The sequence below is a fragment of the Nocardia sp. AB354 genome, from assembly GCF_049538315.1.
Lineage (GTDB): Bacteria > Actinomycetota > Actinomycetes > Mycobacteriales > Mycobacteriaceae > Nocardia > Nocardia nova.
This window is the reverse complement of sequence record NZ_JBMVFU010000021.1, coordinates 1-18274: the sequence shown is the minus strand read 5'-3', so window position 1 is coordinate 18274 and position 18274 is coordinate 1. Positions and strand designations below refer to the sequence as shown.

At 69.0% G+C, this 18274-nt stretch carries 15 protein-coding genes and 1 pseudogene; 5 read left to right on the top strand and 11 right to left on the bottom strand.

The window, feature by feature from the left end:
* Positions 1-15: 15 nt before the first annotated feature.
* Complete coding sequence (locus ACPCUW_RS25910) at positions 16-525, bottom strand: GtrA family protein (protein WP_030517007.1); 510 nt, start codon at positions 523-525, stop codon at positions 16-18.
* 101 nt (positions 526-626) lie between these two features.
* On the opposite strand from ACPCUW_RS25910, the gene ACPCUW_RS25905 reads away from it, so the two are divergent.
* Positions 627-1427, top strand: a complete 801-nt coding sequence (locus tag ACPCUW_RS25905; RefSeq protein WP_030517006.1) for a helix-turn-helix domain-containing protein — start codon at positions 627-629, stop codon at positions 1425-1427.
* Here ACPCUW_RS25905 and ACPCUW_RS25900 read toward each other — a convergent pair.
* Positions 1413-3185 (bottom strand): FAD-dependent oxidoreductase, encoded by a 1773-nt coding sequence (locus tag ACPCUW_RS25900; protein ID WP_423427683.1) that lies wholly within the window; start codon positions 3183-3185, stop codon positions 1413-1415. The genes ACPCUW_RS25905 and ACPCUW_RS25900 overlap by 15 nt on opposite strands.
* A gap of 124 nt (positions 3186-3309) precedes the next feature.
* Positions 3310-4770, bottom strand: a complete 1461-nt coding sequence (locus ACPCUW_RS25895) for an NAD(P)/FAD-dependent oxidoreductase (protein WP_423427681.1) — start codon at positions 4768-4770, stop codon at positions 3310-3312.
* 236 nt (positions 4771-5006) lie between these two features.
* Here ACPCUW_RS25895 and ACPCUW_RS25890 point away from each other — a divergent pair, with 236 nt between their 5' ends.
* Entirely contained in the window at positions 5007-6359 is a 1353-nt protein-coding gene (locus ACPCUW_RS25890) for a WS/DGAT/MGAT family O-acyltransferase (RefSeq protein ID WP_423427680.1), read from the top strand.
* A 65-nt stretch (positions 6360-6424) separates the two neighbouring features.
* On the opposite strand, the gene ACPCUW_RS25885 is transcribed toward ACPCUW_RS25890, so the two are convergent.
* The 4 genes from ACPCUW_RS25885 to ACPCUW_RS25870 form a co-directional block, all read right to left on the bottom strand.
* Positions 6425-7492, bottom strand: coding sequence for a cobalamin B12-binding domain-containing protein (locus ACPCUW_RS25885; protein WP_423427678.1), 1068 nt, complete (start codon positions 7490-7492; stop codon positions 6425-6427).
* Positions 7493-7518: 26 nt separating this feature from the next.
* Positions 7519-9126 carry a PP2C family protein-serine/threonine phosphatase gene (locus ACPCUW_RS25880; RefSeq protein ID WP_423427676.1) on the bottom strand — a complete coding sequence of 536 codons (1608 nt, stop codon included), beginning with the start codon at positions 9124-9126 and terminating at the stop codon, positions 7519-7521.
* A 61-nt stretch (positions 9127-9187) separates the two neighbouring features.
* Positions 9188-9721 carry an ATP-binding protein gene (locus ACPCUW_RS25875; protein WP_082857228.1) on the bottom strand — a complete coding sequence of 178 codons (534 nt, stop codon included), beginning with the start codon at positions 9719-9721 and terminating at the stop codon, positions 9188-9190.
* 6 nt (positions 9722-9727) lie between these two features.
* A complete protein-coding gene (locus ACPCUW_RS25870; RefSeq protein ID WP_197516605.1) occupies positions 9728-10087 on the bottom strand; it encodes an STAS domain-containing protein in 360 nt (119 codons plus the stop codon).
* A gap of 434 nt (positions 10088-10521) precedes the next feature.
* On the opposite strand from ACPCUW_RS25870, the gene ACPCUW_RS25865 reads away from it, so the two are divergent.
* A complete protein-coding gene (locus ACPCUW_RS25865) occupies positions 10522-10908 on the top strand; it encodes a DUF1304 domain-containing protein (protein ID WP_423427674.1) in 387 nt (128 codons plus the stop codon).
* Positions 10909-11244: 336 nt separating this feature from the next.
* On the top strand, positions 11245-11721 hold the full coding sequence (locus ACPCUW_RS25860) for a TspO/MBR family protein (protein WP_423427809.1): 477 nt from the start codon (positions 11245-11247) through the stop codon (positions 11719-11721).
* Between the two features lie 23 nt (positions 11722-11744).
* On the opposite strand, the gene ACPCUW_RS25855 is transcribed toward ACPCUW_RS25860, so the two are convergent.
* Entirely contained in the window at positions 11745-13298 is a 1554-nt protein-coding gene (locus tag ACPCUW_RS25855) for an AMP-binding protein (RefSeq protein WP_423427807.1), read from the bottom strand.
* 163 nt (positions 13299-13461) lie between these two features.
* Here ACPCUW_RS25855 and ACPCUW_RS25850 point away from each other — a divergent pair, with 163 nt between their 5' ends.
* The gene (locus tag ACPCUW_RS25850) at positions 13462-14100 is read left to right on the top strand and encodes a TetR/AcrR family transcriptional regulator (protein WP_423427672.1); all 639 of its coding nucleotides are present in this window, start codon (positions 13462-13464) and stop codon (positions 14098-14100) included.
* A gap of 78 nt (positions 14101-14178) precedes the next feature.
* Here the strand turns inward: ACPCUW_RS25850 and ACPCUW_RS25845 are convergent, their stop codons facing one another.
* The 3 genes and pseudogenes from ACPCUW_RS25845 to ACPCUW_RS25835 all read right to left on the bottom strand — a co-directional run.
* Complete coding sequence (locus ACPCUW_RS25845; protein ID WP_104364661.1) at positions 14179-15099, bottom strand: SDR family oxidoreductase; 921 nt, start codon at positions 15097-15099, stop codon at positions 14179-14181.
* 115 nt (positions 15100-15214) lie between these two features.
* Complete coding sequence (locus ACPCUW_RS25840; protein WP_423427670.1) at positions 15215-17875, bottom strand: excinuclease ABC subunit A; 2661 nt, start codon at positions 17873-17875, stop codon at positions 15215-15217.
* 206 nt (positions 17876-18081) lie between these two features.
* Positions 18082-18274: pseudogene (locus ACPCUW_RS25835) on the bottom strand (hypothetical protein); the annotation flags it as partial.

Genomic DNA, 18274 nt, shown 5'->3' with positions numbered 1-18274 from the left:
TCGCGGTTGCGGCGGTCAGAGGATCTCCAGTTCGGCCTCGCGCAGATCCTGGGGGAAGACGAATCGGCGCAACGCCCAGAACCGGAAGGCCATCGCCAGCAGGACACCGAGAATCTGCCCGGTGATGAAGTTGGAGACCGCCTGGGTGAACGCGCTCACATGCGGCACCCGGATATCGAAGACGTACAGCGCGACCGCCTGCGGAATGACGGTCACGCCGACGGCGAGCGCGCTGACGGCGAAGAACAGCGCGGCCTCGTGACTGCGCTGGCGCCCGCCGCGGGTGTTGAACGACCATTCCCGGTTCAGGATGTAGGAGGCGATCGTCGCGATCAGCACGCCGAACGCGCGCGCGGTCAGCGGCTTGTCCGGCAATACGGTCAGCTTGAGGGCGTACACCACTCCGGTGTCCACGAACCACGTGATCGCGCCGACGACGGCGAATTTCATCAGCTCCCGATGGGCGAGCAACAGTGCGCGCCAGCGTTCGGGCAGCCGGTCCAGTCCAGCCTGCACCAACGACACGCAATCCACCCTAACCGTGAGCCGCGCACCGGGCATCCGGACAGCGATCATGACCCGCGAGGTAATCGTCACGCCCACCCGTGCCGCATACGATCGAGCAGGTGCCGACCCATACTGCCGGGGATCTGCTGCGCCATTGGCGTCGCACCCGCCGCCTCAGCCAGCTGGAACTGGCCGGGCGCGCCGAAACCTCGACCCGTCACCTCAGCTTCGTCGAAACCGGCCGGTCCACGCCGAGCCGCCAGCTGATCCTGCACCTCAGCGAGGAGCTCGACATCCCACTGCGCGAACGCAATCGGATGTTGCTGGCCGCCGGTTACGCCCCGGTCTACGCCGAACCCGGATTGGATACCCCCACCATGGCCCCCGTCCGCACCGCGATGCGGCAGATCCTCACCGGCTACGAGCCGTATCCGGCGTTGGCCGTGGACGCGCAGTGGAATATGGTCGACGCCAATTCCGGTGTCGCCCTGTTCCTCGACGGCGTTCGCGCCGATCTGCTGACTCCGCCGGTCAACGCGCTGCGGCTGAGCCTGCACCCGGAGGGTCTGGCGCCGCGGATCCTGAATCTCGCGCAGTGGCGCGGACATCTGTTCGAACGCGTCGATCGCCAGATCGAGGCCACCGGCTCGGCCGATCTGGCCGCGCTGCGCGCCGAACTGCTCGAATATCCCGGTGGCCGCGACGATCCCGGCCTGCCCGAACCGGATCAGGCCGTCGTCCCGCTGCGGCTGCGCCACCACGACGCCGAACGCGGGGATATCGACCTGGATTTCATCAGCACCATGACCATCTTCGGCAGTCCGATGAACGTCACGGTCGCCGAACTCGCGATCGAGTCGTTCCTGCCCGCGAGCCCGGCGACCGCCGAATTCCTGCGCAGCCGTTCACATATCGAGTAGATGCGGCAGCCCGGCGCGATAGCGGTCGGCGTCGATGCGCTTGAACGGTTCGAGCTCGGGCGGCGCGTACATCGGGAACACCGCCGCCCGCGGCGCCGCGTCACCGGCCGCGTCGAGCACCGCGTTGGCCGCCTTGCGTCCCGCCTCGCACGCACCCTCCATGGTCGCCAGGTCGATGCCGGTCCGCACGTGGTCGCCGCAGAAGAACACGTTGCCGATCGCCGAATGCGCCTCCGGCCGGTGGTCCCAGGAGCCGACGGTGTTCACCAGCAGCGGGGTGTCGTTGCGGTTGCCGCCCTCCTCGAAATGTACGCCGGGATCGACGAACCACGAGTGCAGGTCGTCGTCGCGCAGCCAGCCGGTGCCGGTGTTGAGCCAGCGTTTCAGTTGTGCCCAGACTTCCTGCACCACTTCGTCTTTCGAGCACTGTTTGGCCGGTTTGCCGAACAGGATGCCGGGGGTGTCCCAGTCCGACACGTCGGCGGACAGGCATTCCACCACCGTCCCGTCGCCGTAGCGGGCCGCGAAATCGCCGCGCCACATCGGCGCCTGCCGCAGTGCGGTGATCGCCCACGGCGAGCCGAGCGCCGCGATATGTCCTTCCGGCACGCCGGTGGGCCGGCGCAGATAGAACTGCACCCCGACCATCCAATCCAGCACCAGCTCACGCATCCCGGCCAGCGCCGGGTCCGCGGCGAGAATGTCGTCGTCGAGGATCGTGGCCGCGCGGTCGGCCGGCATCGCGCATACGTACCAATCCGCCTGCACCGCACGTCCGCCCACGTTCGCACCGCTGATCCGGTCACCGGACAGGCGCAGGCTCGTCAGTCCCGCGCCGGTGACGAACCGGACTCCCTGTCCGGACAGGTGCGCCACCCACGGATCGATCCACGCCTCGTTGGTGGGGCCGTTCAGGATCCGGTCCACCCCGCCGCGATACTGCGGCGCGATGCCGGCGCCGGCGAAAACCAATGCCTCTCCGATGGTTCCGATGGTGCGCGCGGAGCTGGTCTCCGACTTCGCCGCCACCGTGATCCGGGTCAGGGCGCGCGCCAGATAGTCCCGATAGGCCTGCGACTTCCCGTTCGCCGCGACCGCGTCCACCCATGATCGGTACTCCCATTCGCCGAAGCGGCGTTCGGGGGAACTGGTGAACCACATCATCATCCGATCGCCGAAGAACGCCAGCTCCTGCGGCGGCAGCTGCGGCACGAAGCCGAATCCGGCGACGAGCGAGTTGCGGATGCGCTCGGGGTTCAGCTCGCGCAGCCCCGCGATCTCGGTCGGCACCGTCACCGGCGGCAGATCCGGAAATCCGGCCACCGTCGATTCCACCCGGATCAGATTTCCGGCCACACCGTTCGCGTTGCCCGGGAACGGAATTCGCGCCATGGTGTCGGGCACGTGCTGGTAGCAGCCAGGGAAGAAGCGGAAGCCGTGTTCGCCCGGCAGATCGGCGCGACCACCCGCCCCGGTGCCGGGCACGCTCATACTGCGCGCCTTCCCGCCCAGCGCGGTCGGCTCGTACACCGTGACCGCGTAGCCGCGTTCGGCCAGTTCGTGCGCCGCGGTCAACCCCGAGACCCCACCACCGAACACCGCCACTGTGCGTCCCGGGCCGAGCTGGCGGCGGCCCGGATTCGCCCGCGCTGCCGCCGTGGCCCAGGTGCCGCTCGCCGCCAGAGCCGCGCCCGCGACCGCCGCGCCTCGCAGCAACTGCCGCCTGCCGAATCCACCCGCATTGTCCCGACCGGTCATGTCCACTCCTCGAATCAGCGAGCGGGACCGGCCCTGCGTCGATCCCGAAGCCCGAATATCTGCGCCTGCGAAGTCTTTTCACCGAGGTCCGGCAGTGTCGAGGGCCCGCCGGCCGGCCCGGCCCTCACTTCGGCGCCGCCGCGGGCCACCGCGACCACGCCGAACCCCACCGCGCCGCCTGACGTTCCCGCCAGTCCTGCGCGTTGTCGCACACCTCGCGAATCACGGTGTCCACCACCGCGGCCGCCGGCGCGTGCGCCAATGCCTGTATCGCGAACTTCGCCGCCCGCGCCGGGGTCAGCAGTTCGTCGGGAGTTCGCGCCCGGGTCATCACATCCAGCGCGAGGCCGGCCAGGTGCGGGTCGGCCGCGCCGGCGCGGTACAGCTGCACTTCGAGCGGTGTCATCTCGGTGCCACGGGCGAGCCGGTTGGTCCACTGGTACATGGGCAGGCAGTCCTGTTCGCGCTGGTGCTCCCATCGGGTCACTGCCCGGTCCAGCGCGGCCGGGTCGTCGAGTACCGGGGCCGCGTATTCGCCGAGCAGCCGTCCGTAGCGCATCGCATCGCGCATGCCCTGCGCGGTGACCGGATCCTTGAAGTGGCCGGCGTCGCCGGGCAGCGCCCAGCCGGGACCGCTGGAGCGGCGGAAGTAGGAGACGATGTCGGTGGCCGAGCGCACCCGCCCGAGCGGTTCGCAATCGGCCAGTCGCGCAGCGAGTTCCGGGATCGCGGCGACCATGTCCCGGTAACGCCGCTCGGTCTGCCCGGCGGTGCGCGGCCCGTGCGTGACCGGCGGCTGGATCAGTGACAGCACCGCCCCGTCCTCGCACGGGAAGGCGGTTCCCAGCAGCTGCCCGGCCCGCCACTGCGCCGCCGTCGACCGCCAATCCGGGCGGTTGTCGCGCCAGTAGGCGAAGTAGCACGCCCGCCCACTGGGTTTGCTGCGGTACGGGTCCAGCGCTCCGGTCAGCCGCGCGACGGTGGAGCGCCTCCCGTCCGCGCCGACCACCAGGCGCGCCCGGATCTCGTGGGTGGCCCCCACGCGATCGACCGCGCGCACGCCGGCGACCCGGCCGCCGTCGCGGATCAGCTCGGTGACCCGCATCGACTCGTGGATCGTGGCGCCGGCCGCGCGGGCGGTGGCGACCAGAGCGGCGTCGAATCCGGTGCGCCGCACGCACATCGCGTAGTCGATGCCGTTCACGGCGGTGAACGGTGCCCGCACCACCTGGCCCGCGCCGCCGGCGTAGGCGACCCGCAGTTGTGGCGCGCCGAGCGCCAGCACCTTCTCCAGCGCGCCCAGCGCCGCCACTTCGGCGATGCCGGCGGGCCAGAGCAGATGGGTCGAGAGCGTGTCGGAGGGAAATCGGGCCGCGTCCACGACGACGACGCGCCGCCCCGCACGGGCGAAGGCGATCGCGGCGGCCGAACCCGCGCAGCGCGCTCCGACAACCACTACGTCCGCGAATTCGCCTTCCGGGCAATCGGTTTCGTCAAGCACTCGATCGCGTACCGGAAGGTCTCGGACGGTCGCGGCGGTACCCGAATCGGTCGGCGAGGAGTCGGCAGGTTCGTCGGTAGGCATCGGCGCCGCCTTCCGGGGTCACTATGTTCGGACACTGTGTCCTAATGAGAGAATGAAGTGACTCCTCTCACATTGTCAATATGTTTGATTCGATTGTTCCCGGCAATTACCGACGCCTGAGCCGCCCGGGCCCGGTGAGACTCCGGATCACGCACCTGATCCGACCGCATCCGCGATGATCACCGGAAGGTGTGGCCACCCGGCCCGATCGGAAACGACCGTGATGAGGTACCGCGATGGCGTTGATGTCACCCCTGGACTCGGCATTCCTGCTGCTGGAATCGCGCGAACATCCCATGCACGTCGGCGGGCTCTCCCTGTTCCGTCCCTCGGGCACCGAGCCGCGATCGGCGCGGCAATTGCATGAGGAATTGGTCTCGGGCACTGACAAACTCACGTCCTTGTTCCGGCGCCGCCCGGCCCGATCGCTGGCGAGTTTCTCCGCGCTGCAGTGGGATCTCGACGACGACGTCGACATCGACTATCACGTGCGGTTGCTGTCGCTGCCCACCCCCGGACGGGTGCGTGAACTGCTGGAACTGGTGTCGATGCTGCACGGATCGCTGCTGGACCGGCATCGCCCGCTGTGGGAGGTCTATGTCATCGACGGTCTCGCCGACGGCCGAATGGCTCTCTACACCAAGACGCATCACGCGCTGATGGACGGTGTGTCGGCAGTGCGCACCTGGCAGCGGGCCCTCTCGGCCGACCCCGATGCCCGCGACTGCGTGCCGCCGTGGCGCTCGCCCCGCCGTCGTCCGGACGCCGGCCCGACTACGTTGTTGCGCCGCTCGGCCGAGGCGGTGCGCATGGCCGGGCGGATCGGCACCGCCGTCCCCGAATTGCTGTCCGGCGCTTACGAGATCGCGCGGGACTATCCCGAACCGCGCCCGTTCCGGGCCCCGCACACGATGTTCAATGTCGCCATCACCGGTGCCCGGCGATTCGCCGCGCAGTCGTGGCCGTTGCCGCGGTTGCGCGCGGTCGGGGCGCGGACGGGGGCGACCGTGAACGACGTGGTGCTGGCGATGTGCGCGGGCGCGCTGCGCCGGTATCTGCTCGCCGAACAGGCGCTGCCGGACGAGCCATTGATCGCGATGGTGCCGGTCTCGCTGCGCGGCACCTCCGAAACCGCTGTGGGAGAGGGCAATTCGGTGGGCGCGGCGCTGTGTGATCTGGCCACCGACGAACCGGATCCGGCCGAGCGACTCGCGCGCATCCACTCGTCGATGGCGCGGACCAAGAACACCATGTCGCGGCTGACGCCACTACAGATCCTGGGGCTGTCGGCGGTGAATGTGGCGGGGCTGGCCTCGGCGGCGCTACCGGTCCGGTTGCCGTCCGCCGCGCCGCCGTTCAACATCGTGATCTCCAACGTCCCCGGCGCCACCGAACCCCGCTACTGGAACGGGCTGCGCCTGGAAGCCGCCTATCCGGCCTCGATTCCCCTCGACGGCCAAGCGGTCAACATCACGACGATCAGTTCCGGTGGCGCCATGCATTTCGGCATCATCGGCTGTCGCCGCAGTGTTCCGCATCTGCAGCGGCTGCTGACCGGACTCGACGAATCCCTCGCCGAACTGGAGTAACCGGACTCCGCGGCAAGGTGGCGAGGATTCGGGCGCGCCGCGCGGTCGTCGGCCGGCGTCGACGGTCAGGCGATTCGCGCGGTGTCGGTGAGGGCGTCGGTCGCGGCGGTGAGAATCCGTCGCGCCCGCGGGAAGTCCTGCAGTTGTCCGCTCAGCAGGTCGAGGACGGGAAACAGCGATTGCGCGGGGACCGCACGCGCGCTCAGCACACCCGCGGTCCACGTGACGAACGTGGTGAACAACTCGTCGTCGTCCAGATACAGTGCGGTGGCAAGGAATTCGAGGATCTGCGCGATATCTTCGGCGGTGCGCTCCAGCTGGGATTCGGAGTACTCCCGCATCGCGGGGAAGCGATGCTCCAGCTCCGCCATGGTGGTCGCCAGCAACTGCGGTGTGCTGCGGGCGATCATGGTGAATTCCTGATCGGTCAGATGCGGCAGCGTCCGGTGCGGTCGGTCCGGCTGCTGCTCTCGCCGCAGCCCCCGGGCGAGCAGCTCGGCCGCGGTCGCGGCGTCCGGCGCCCAGGCGTCCGCGCCGAGCAGGTTCGCGTAGCGGCCGTCCGGCCCGAACGCCGCCCCGCCGACGAGCACCGGCACTCCGGCCGCCTGGCATGCGGTGATGGTGCCGTGCGCCGACGGCAGGCGGGTCGGCAGCGACGACGACAGCAACACGGCGTCGGGGCCGGTGTTGTGCAGGTGCGCGATCAGGTGGCGGGTCGGCACCTGGGCACCCAGGAAATCGACCTGCCAGCCGCGCAGTCGCAGCACTTCGGTCACCAGCCGCGCGGGAAGGGAGTGCCATTCGCCGTCCACGCACGCGACGGTGACCCGCCCGGCCGAGGCGGGGTGCGAGGCGGCCGCATGCAGTGCCAGCGCCGTCACGGCCCGGTCGTTGATCGCGGTGGCGGTGTGCTCGTCGGCGACACTGAGGGTGTTGGCGGCCCATTCCGCACCCACCCGGCGCTGGACCGCGGCGATGACGTCGAGCAGAACCGCTTCCGGTTCGAGCCCCGAATCCACCGCCGCGAGCACGATGCCGATCGCCGCCCGTTCGTCGCGGCCGGTGACCGCCGTCCACAATTGCTCGCGAAAAGCCGGGGCGTCCCGCGAGTTTCGGCGATGCGGCTCGGGCATGAACGGCGGCTCCTTGGCGGTAGCGGTCAGGTGAGGACGGTATCCGAGGTTCGCGGCGCGGTGATCGCGACGACCGCGATGTCGTCGTGCTCGTTGCGGCCGACCCACTGGGTGGTGAGCATGTGAATACGCTCGACCACCGCCTCCGCGGGCATATTCGCGCACTGCGCCAGCGCGGCGGTCAGACGCTCCTCACCGAACATGCGTCGGCCCAGCGGTCCGCCGCGAGCCTCGGTCACACCGTCGGTGTAGAGCAGGCAGGTTTCCCCGGGCGCGAGCGAGGTCCGGAACGTCGTGGCGCTGATCTCGGGCAGCGCGCCGACCAACTGTCCCCGCGTCTCGGCCATGTCGACGCTCCCGTCGGCCCGGACGATCAACGGCGGCGGATGCCCGGCGGAGGTCAGCCGCAGCTGCACCCGTCCTTCCCGACGCACCGCCGATGCCAGCACCAGCGTGGCGAACCGGTCGTGCCGCGAGGACATCAGCGCGTTGTTCAGCAGGGTGAGCATGCGCTGGTGATCGTCGGCCATCGGCACCAGCGCGTGCACCGTATTGCGGATCTTGCCGGTCAGCACGGCGGCCTCGAGACCCTTGCCGCAGACGTCGCCGAGGACGACGAGGGTTTCCCCGTCCGGTGCCGCCGCTCGATGTACGTCGTAGAAGTCGCCGCCGATGATTTCGTGATTCTCCGAAGCCCGGTAGGCGCCGGCCAGTTCGATGCCGTGGACGTGGTGCAGTTGCGGTGGCAGCAGCTCGCGCATCAGGATCGCGGTGATGCTGGTCTGCTCGGCGTACAGCCGTGCCGCCGACAACGCGATTCCGGCGCGACCGGCGAACAACTGGGCGAAGATCTCGTCGCGCTCGTCGAAGCTCCGCTCGCCGGAACGCCGCAGCAGGACCAGCGCACCCGCCGAAACCCCGTGGCCGGGAAGCGGAGTCACGATCACCGAGCCCGTGCCGTGCTCGAAACCGGGCGGCAGCAACCACACCGGCACCGCCGCGGGGTCCAGCCACTGCGAGGGAATGGGCGGGAAGCCGCGCAGCGCCTCGCTCAGCCCGGCCACCGCGTCGGGGTCCTCCTCGACGACGTTCACCCGCACCACACCGTGCTCGTCACAGGAGACGACCGACAGCGCCCGCCCGGCCGGGGGAGTGACGACCACCGCGGCGTCGGCGAGGTGGCGGGCGGCCAGCCGGACGGTCGTCTCCAGGCATCGGTCCACGTTCAGCGAGGCCAGCAGCCGCTCGGAGGCCTGCGACAGGAATGCGGTGCGTTCGCGTTCCTGCTCCAGTTCCGAGCGGCTCTCCTGCAGCGAGGCCGCGGTGTCGCCGAGCAGCCACCAGACGACCGTCCCGTCGGCGCCGGGGGAGGCGACCGCGTGCAGTTCGCGCCCGCCCACGCGCCCGGATACCGAGGCGGGCGACGGCGCGATGCCCGAGGCGGCCGTCTCCTCGTGTGCGGTGGACAACCAGGGCGGCACCGCACGGTGCAGCGGTTCGCCCACGACCGCGTCGGGAAACAGGGCGGCCGCTTGTCCGCTCAGCGCGACCACCGTGCCCGCGCCATCGACCACCACGGCCGGATGCGGTACCGCCGACCATCGGTCGACGTCACTCACCACAGATTCGGGCACGGTGAGCTCCTCACATCCGATCGGGCGAGTGAAACCCGCTGCGCCGCAGCCGAAACCGATGTCACGGCTGGTCCGCGGAGCTGCGCCGGGGCCACTGCCCGGTGTCGGAATCCGAACGGGATTCGGCGGCGGGCGAGACCACGAATTCCACCGTCGTCCCGTCGGCGCCCGAGACGACGCGGGTTCCGGGCATGAGGGCGTTCATCATCGGCAGGCCGCGACCGCGATCGATTTCCTCGTCCGCCCGCGGCGCGCGCCAGGTCCCGCTGTCGGAGACGGCGATGCGGATCGAATGGGCGGCCGACGCGTGCAGCACGACGGTCCGGCCGTCACCGCGATGTCCGTGCTCGACCGAATTCGAACAGGCCTCGTTGACGGCCAGCAGGAGGTCGTACGCGCGATCCGGTCCGAGGCTCGTCCCCGCGAGCCAAGCGCGCAGCAGGGCCCGCACCCGCTGCAGTTCCTCGGACCGGGCCCGGAATTCGATGTGCAGGTCCTCGAGCGATCGCTGTCCGCCGCCGGTCGCGGCCTTGTGAGCTGCGCCTTCGGGACGGCGTGGGCTGTCGGGGTGACGCATACCTTCGGGGTGACGCATGGGATATCAGCCGTTCGTGTGGGAGACAGCGCTCGCGACGGCGGCATCGACGTCGTCGAAGAGTGCGAATACCGTCGACAGGCCGGTGACCTCCACGACTCGCCGCACCGGCCGCGGCGCCACCACGAGCACCCGGCCCGCCTGTCGCAGCGCGCGTACCAGCACATTCATCCCGGAGGAGTCGAAGAACTCGACCGCGGACAGATCGACGATCAGCTGTCCCGGTTGACGAGTCACGGCCTGCTGGACGGCGGTGTCCAGCCGCGGGGCGGTATGCGAATCGACCTCACCGGCGGCGACCACCACCCAGAGGCCGCCGACCGAGATCACCTCGGCGGTGCAGCCGCTGTGGCCTTCGTATCCCACGTGTTCACCCTTCCCTACACTCGCGGCATCCGGGTCCGCCCCTACGAGTATGAATCGTGACGGCGCAGCGGATTTGTGCAGGCACATTCGCGCATGACGAACACCGCGATACTCGGCGTAGTTCGCGGTGCCGCGCGCGGCTGTGGTCTCAACCTCGCAAGGTCATCGAGTGTAACGGCCGCTGCGACTCGCCGGGACACGCGTCGGCCGGGGCGCACCGGGCTCCCGCTACGGCGCCGCCGCGGCACCCGTCGTCCGGTGCGCGAAATCGCATGCGCTGAGCGGTGTTCGGCAGGTGAGGGCACGTCGAAGCTCGCGTTGCGGCGCATTCGCAGGTCGGGCCGGGGGTGTCCACCGCAACATTCCGACGTGTCGCCGACACGTTCCGTCCGCCGCGTGGTTATATCGCGCGACGACGTTCACGGAGGTGTTCGGTGACGACAGCAGGTCTCATCCTCGCGTGCCTCGCGGCCATGATTCACATCTACATCTTCTATCTCGAATCGGTGGCGTGGACGAGTCCGAAGACACGAGCCATCTTCGGAGTCTCCTCGGCGGCCGAGGCGGAGACGACCAGACCGCTGGCGTTCAATCAGGGCTTCTACAACCTCTTCCTGGCCCTCTGCGTGATCACCGGCACCGTCTTCTTCGCGGTGGGCGATAGGACGATCGGCGCTACCCTGGTGTTCACCGGCGCCGGTTCGATGACCGCCGCCGGCCTGGTCCTGCTTCTGTCCAGCCCCGGCAAGGCGAGTGCGGCCCTCAAACAACTCGTGCCGCCGCTGCTCGGCGTGATCGTTCTGGCGATCGGCCTGGTGTAACGCACAGCGCCAGGTTGAGATGCTCGGCGATGTCCGCGCGGGTCTGCACATCGGGCCGGATCCGGTGCCGGGCCGTACGCCGCAGGGCCATGTTCGGTCAGTACATGTCGCCACCTGCCCGCCGACCTTGCCCAGCCGCAGCAGTCGCCGTGACCCGTTATCGGCAGCGAAGTATGGGTAGGCCGAGCAGGGGACCGACCGCGCTGCCGGTTCGCCCTGGCCGCGGAGCCCTCGCGTGACAGCTCTGCGGGCCTAACCGGTCGATCGCTGCCCGGCCCGCAGCACCCGGCCCCGCGACGAAAGGAGTCTCCCGTGATCGGAACGCGCACGCGGCGAATGGATTCGAGCCGGTGGAGACAATCGTGGTGGACGTTCCCGGCCACCGCCGCCGCCGCGACGGCCGGCTCGGCGGCGACCACGACCGGCTCGCGGTGGTATCAGCGCCTGGAGAAGCCACCTTTCCAGCCGCCGCCCGCGGTCTTCCCGGTCGCGTGGACAACCCTCTACGTCGATATCGCCGCCACGACCGCCCGGGCGCTCAACCGCGCCGATCCGGCCCAGCAGCGACGCCTCCGCACCGCCCTGCTGCTCAACCTGACCCTCAATGCGAGCTGGAGCTGGGTGTTCTTCCGCGCACACCGTCTCGGCGCGGCCACGGCCGTGGCGGCCGCCCTGACGCTGAGCAGTGCCGATCTCACCCGCCGCACGGCCGAGGTGGACCGTGCAGGCCTCCTGCTGGCGGCCTATCCGGCGTGGTGCGGCTTCGCCACCGTGCTGAGCGGTGCCCTCTGGCGCCGCAACCGCGCCGGGTGAGACGCGCCGGGAGCTCAGGGACCTCAGATCTTTCGATCGTGATCGGCCCAATAGGGCGCTCGCAGTTCGCGTTTGAGGATTTTGCCGCTGGCATTGCGAGGCAGCGCGTCGACGAAACGGAATTGCTTGGGGCATTTGTATCCGGCCAGATGTTCGCGGCAGAACCGCTGGATGTCGTCGGCGTCACCGTCGGAGACGAGGATCGCGAGCACCGATTCGCCCCAGACCTCGTCGGGTACCCCGATGATCGCCGCGTCGGTGACGGAGGGATGTGCCAGCAGGACCCGCTCGACCTCGGGTCCGTACACGTTCTCGCCACCGGTGATGATCATGTCCTTGAGCCGGTCCTCGACGTAGAGGTAGCCGTCGGAGTCGACCCGGCCGATATCGCCGGTGCGGACCCAGCCGTCCACGATGGTCTCCGCGGTGGCGTCGGGGCGGTTCAGATATCCGGTCATGCGCTGGTCGGTGTGCAACCAGATTTCACCCTCCTCGCCGACGGGAACCTCGGCGCCGGCGGTGATGTCGGCGATGCGGACAGTGACGCCGGGTACCGGCCGTCCTGCCGACAGCAGGCGCCGGTCCGCATTCGGCCCGCGATGGTCGCCGGGGTCCAGCGTGGTGGCTACGCCGGATACCTCGGTTTGCCCGTAGACCTGGACGAAGCGCACGTCGGGGAGGGCGTCGAGGGTTCGGCGCAGGAGTGGGAGCGGCATGGGCGCGGCGCCGTAGCCGAGGTAGCGCAGCTGCGACAACGCGTCGACGGCCGCATCGCCCGCGGCGAGGAATCCGGCGATCACCGGCGGTACGAAGAACGTGTGCGTCGCCCCGGCCAGCAGTGCGGTGATCAGCGCGGCGGGTGTGGGTTCGCGCGTCATGATGCTGTGTACGCCCGCGCGGATGCCGAACAGTGCGTAGCAGACGCCGCCGACGTGGAACATCGGCATCGCGACCAGATTCCGGTCGCCGTCGGTGAACGGGAACTTGGTTCCGACGCAGACGGTATGGGCGACGAGTGCACGCTGGCTCAGCAGGACGCCTTTGGGCCGGCCGGTGGTGCCGGAGCTGTAGATCACCAGCGCGACATCCGATTCCGTTGCCGCCGTGCCGAGTTCGGCATCACCGCTCGCGGCGGCGAGGAAGTCCTCGTACTCGTCGTCGATGGTGATGATGCGTTCCAGCCGGTGCGCCGCGCCACGTGCCTGCTCGGCAGTCGTGCGGAATTCGCTGCCCGAGAACAGAATTCGTGCCTCGCTGTCGTCGAGGACGTACGCCAGTTCGTCGCCCGCCAGGCGCCAGTTGAAGATGGCGACCCCGGCGCCCAGTGCGGCTGCCGCGAACAGCAACTCGAGCCCGGCCGGATGGTTCTTGTCCAGGAAACCGATGCGGTCACCACGGCCGATTCCGGCGGCGGCCAGACCGCGGGCGGCGCGGTCGATGCGGTCGTTCCACTGTGCCCAGGTCCAGCGCTGGTCGCCGTAGTCGATCGCGATCCCTTCGGGCCGTTCGGCCGCCAATCCGGTGACGAAGTCTCGCAGCAATTCCGGTGTGCCGGAGCCGGTTCGGCTGATGTGCATATGCGCCTCGGTGCTGGTGGCCAACTGATCGCCCTTTCGCTTCCCGGGTCTCGTCACGAGGACGGAAGTAGCCCGTTCGACAGAACTAGTCCACTTGGACTAGTAGCATGATGGGTGATTCAGTTCACACCTGTCAATGCCCCGAAGTCGATAGGAAGCGACCGTGCCGGACCGAACACGAGGAGAACGCGCTCGCGCGGCGGTGATCGACGCGGCGATCACGCTGCTGACGACCGGCGGATACACAGCCCTGACCACCCGTGCCGTGCAGGAGACCAGCGGGCTGTCTCGCGGATCGATGCTGCACCAGTTCCGGACCCGGGAGGATCTGCTGGCCGCGACGGTAGAGGAACTCGTCGCCCGGCGCGCCGCGCGGGCCGAGGAGATGATCGCGAAGTTTCGCGCGGAACCGCCCGGGGATCGCTTGACCGCCGCCATCGTCGCGGTGCGAGAACTGTTCTCGGGCCCCGATTTTCTGGCCGAGATGGAGTTGTGGGCGGCGGCCCGCACCAATCCCACGCTGCACGAGACCCTGGTTCCGGTCGTGGAGCGCATCGGCGGCCGGCTGCGTGAGCAACTGGCCGAATTGTTCGGCGCTGAATTGGCCGCCCATCCCGACTATCCCAAGGTGTCGATGCTGACGGTCGAGGTCGCCCGCGGCCTGGCATTCAGCGCCCCGATTCGCCGCGGCCACGGCGACCCGATACTGCTCGAGTACTGGTGCGCCGCTGCCGCCACCATGCTCGGCTGCCCCGCTCCCGGCACCCCGCATCGCGATCACGATTACCGGGTTGTCGTCTGAAATGTGCGGCGTCCGAAGTGGCCGGCGGGGGTCGAAGCTGTTGTGCCGCAGATTGTTTCGAGATTCGCCGGCGAGTAGTTATCCGAAGAGCCGGCGATGGTCGCGAACGAACTGCTCGAAGGTTCTCGGCGCGTCACCGGTCAGGTCGGTGACTGTCGACAGCACCGAATCGGCTCCGCCGTCGCCGTAGACGGTGCTCACCCGGACCAAGGCTTCTGCCATGAATGCCGGAACGCCGGCGGCGAGCAGGCCGTCACGTGCTTCCGTCGCGGTTTGTGCGTGGTATCGCACGGGCTTGCGCAGAACATCCGAGAAGACGTCGGCCACCTCGTCGTAGGTGAGAGCGCGGGGACCGGTGAGGGCATAGATCCGGCCGTCGTGGCCGCCGGTGGTGAGGACATGTGCGGCGACACCGGCAACGTCACGGGCGTCGACGTAGCTGATGGGCGCCGAACCTCCCGGGCGTGCGATCACTCCGTGCTCGGCGATTGACGCCGCCATCTGCGCGAAGTTCTGCATGAAGAAGTTCGGCCGCAAGAAGGTCCACCGCAATCCGGAGCGTTCGATGGCCTCCTCCACCGGCCGATGCAGGTCGGCGAGGGGAGTGAGGCGTTCGTCGGCGCGCCACAAAGACACCTTGACGACCCGTTCGACGCCGGCTCTGTACGCCTCTTCGACCAGGGCGAGTTCGTCCCGAGTCTGCGTCGCGGTAGTGGCGGTGACCAGGAAGAGGGTGCCGACGCCCGCCATCGCGGCGGGCAGGGTGGCAGGGCGCGTGTAGTCGACGGTGACCGCGTCGTGGCCGGATTCCCTCATCGCGGCGGTGCGTGCGGGATCCCGGTAGGCCGCGCGAACGGGTGCACCCGCCGCGAGCAACGCGGCCACCACGCCCGAGCCGATTCTGCCCGATGCGCCCGTGATCAGCACCGGACGGCCGGATTGCGGCGATAAGGCCGGAAACGGCGCCGAGGGCTCTGTTCCGGTGCGGGGTTGGTTCACATGCCGGACGTTACCGAGAGCCACCGACAAGAATCCGAACGCAGACAGTGACTTTCACCTTGCTCGGCCGAGACCGCAGTCACGCTGATCGGCTCGTCCGCAGTCCCGACCGGTGTCAGCGCAGCGCCGCCGCGAGGTAGGGAGCGGTCGCGCTGTGCGGATCGGTGGCCGCCTCGGCCGGGGTGCCGGTGGTGACGACGCGACCGCCCTCGTTGCCGGCGCCGGGGCCGAGGTCGATGACGTGGTCGGCCTGGACCACCACACGCATGTCCAGTTCGGCGACCACGACCGTATTGCCCGCGTCCACCAGTTTCTGCAGGTGCAGCATCAGCCGGTCGGTATCGGCCGGATGTAATCCCGAGGTGGGTTCGTCGAGGAGGTACAGGGCGTCGCCGCGATGTGCGCGCTGCAGTTCGGTGGCGAGTTTGACCCGTTGGGCCTCGCCACCGGACAGTTCGGTCGCCGGCTGCCCCAGCCGGAGGTAGCCCAGTCCGACGTCGTCCAACACGGTCAGTGAGCGGAGGATGTCGGTGTCACCCTCGAAGAACGCCCGCGCCTCGTCGACGCTCATCTCGAGAACCTCGGCGATATTGCGGCCGTGCCAAGTGATTTCGAGTGTGCTCGCTTGATAGCGGGTGCCGTGGCAGTCCGGGCACGGAGTGTAAACGCTGGGCAGGAAGAGCAATTCGACCATCACCCAGCCTTCGCCCTCACAGGTGGGGCACCGCCCGGAGGCGACGTTGAACGAGAATCGGCCCGCGTTGTAGCGCCGGCGCCGCGCCTTCGGTGTGGCGGCGAAACGGCGGCGGATGTGGTCGAACATTCCGGTGTAGGTGGCGACGTTCGATCGGGGAGTGCGCCCGATCGGTTTCTGATCGATGCACACCACCCGGCGAAGATCGCCGACTCCGCCGACGATCGTGCCGTCGACGGCCTGCGAGTCGTCCGACAGCAGCAGATCGTCTCCGGTGTCGTCGGCGGGCGCGCCGACCGGATGCCCCAGATACTCACCGATGAGAGCCGGTAACGCCTGACTGACCAGGCTCGACTTCCCGGAGCCGGACACGCCTGTGACAGCGGTCAGGCACTGCAGCGGAAACGACACCGACACGTCGCGTAAATTGTTGCGGCGCACCTTCTTCAGTCGCACCCATTCCTCCGCGCGCCGCGGCGGCCGGGGTGCGGGCCGTTCGTGACCGAACAGGTAGCGACGGGTCGCCGACTCGCCGACCTCCGCCAAGCCTTCGGGCGGTCCGCTGTGCAGAATCCGGCCGCCGTTCTCGCCGGCGCCGGGCCCGAGATCGATCAGCCAGTCGGCGGCGCGAACGATGTCGAGTGAATGCTCGACGACGAAAACGCTGTTGCCGCGCCGCTTCAGACCCTCCAGGATGACCAGCAGGGCGTCGCGGTCGCGCGGGTGCAGCCCTGCCGACGGTTCGTCGAGGACGTACACGACTCCGAAGAGCTGTGAGGACAGTTGCGTCGCCAGCCGCACGCGCTGCAATTCGCCGGACGACAGGGTCGGTGTGCTGCGGTCCAAAGACAGATAGCCCAGGCCCAGGTCGGTGACGGGCCGCAGCCGTTCCAGCAGTTCGGCGACCAAACGCTGTGCGGCAGCGCGTTTTTCGACCGACATGTTCGGCGTGCTGCGCACGTCCGGGGCCGCATCGTGTGCCGAACCGCCGGCCGCGACACGCTTGTCGACCGCCGCTCGGCGGGTCGTCTCGTCGAGTACGGCGTCGGAGCCGGTTCCGGTCGGGTGCCAGTTCTCGGCGAGTACCGACGACAACAGTTCGGCGAGGCGGCCCAGGGGAAGTGCGGAGAATTCGGCGATGTCGAGCCCTTCGAACGTCACCGACAGGGCTTCCGGTTTGAGCAGTTTGCCGTCGCAGGTAGGGCACACCGCACTGCTGATGAACCGGGACACCCGCTTCTTCACCGAGGCGCTCTTGGTGTTCGCGAAGGTGTCGAGGACATACCGGCGCGCGCCGGTGAACGTGCCCTGGTAGCTGGGCTCCATCTGCTGTTTCAGCGCACGCCGCGTCTGTGCCGGAGTGAAGCCCGCGTACACCGGCACCGTGGGGTGCTCGTCGGTGTAGAGGATCCAGTCGCGGTCCTTCTTCGGCAGATCTCGCCACGGCCGGTCGACGTCGTATCCGAGCGAGACCAGGATGTCGCGGAGGTTCTGACCGTGCCACGCCGGTGGCCAGGAGGCGATGGCTCGTTCCCGGATCGTCAGCGACGGATCGGGGACCATCAGCTTCTCGGGCACCTCGTACACGCGGCCGATTCCGTGACAGGTGGGACACGCTCCTTGAACGGTGTTCGGCGAGAAGTCCTCGGCGTAGAGCATCGGTTGCTTCGCGGGGTAGTTGCCGGCTCGTGAATACAGCATGCGGACCAGGCTGGACAACGTCGTCACACTGCCGACGGAGGAGCGGGCACTACCGCCGGCGCGGTGTTGCTGCAGAGCGACCGCCGGCGGCATCCCCTCGATCGAATCGACGTCGGGTACGCCCACCTGATCGATGAGGCGGCGCGCGTACGGGGCCACCGACTCCAGATACCGGCGCTGGGACTCCGCGAACAACGTGCCGAAAGCCAGCGACGATTTCCCCGACCCCGAGACGCCGGTGAACACGACCAGCGCGTCGCGGGGTATGTCGACATCGACGTCGGCGAGATTGTGCTCCCGCGCGCCACGCACTTGGACACGGTCGGGAACGGCGATCGGCGGGTTCCTAACGGCCGCTGGCTTCGCGGGAGAACCTGCCATCACACCTGGCCTCACGTTGACGGGATCGATCCTGTGCCGAAAAGTGGTGCTTCGATTTGTGCCGGATACCCGCGTCCAGCTGCTTTTATCCTGCAACTCGTCCGCACCGATGTCTAAATGGGAACACCGCCTCGGTAATGACAACGGTGCCCTCACAGCAAACGCTGTAAGGGCACCGTCGCGTAGTCCGGCAGCGGATTAACTTGTTACTTGCTCGGTGCCGGCTTGAAGGGGGCGTTGATGGTCGCGAAGTACTGGATCGCGGCGCCGATGGCGACCGGGGCGGTGATGAAGATCTGCCCGGCGAGCACGCCCAGGAAGCCGACGGCGGCGGCACCGGCGACACAGCCGCCGAGCGGGCCGAGGCCGAACAGGGCGGCCAGCGCGCCGGTGGCGACG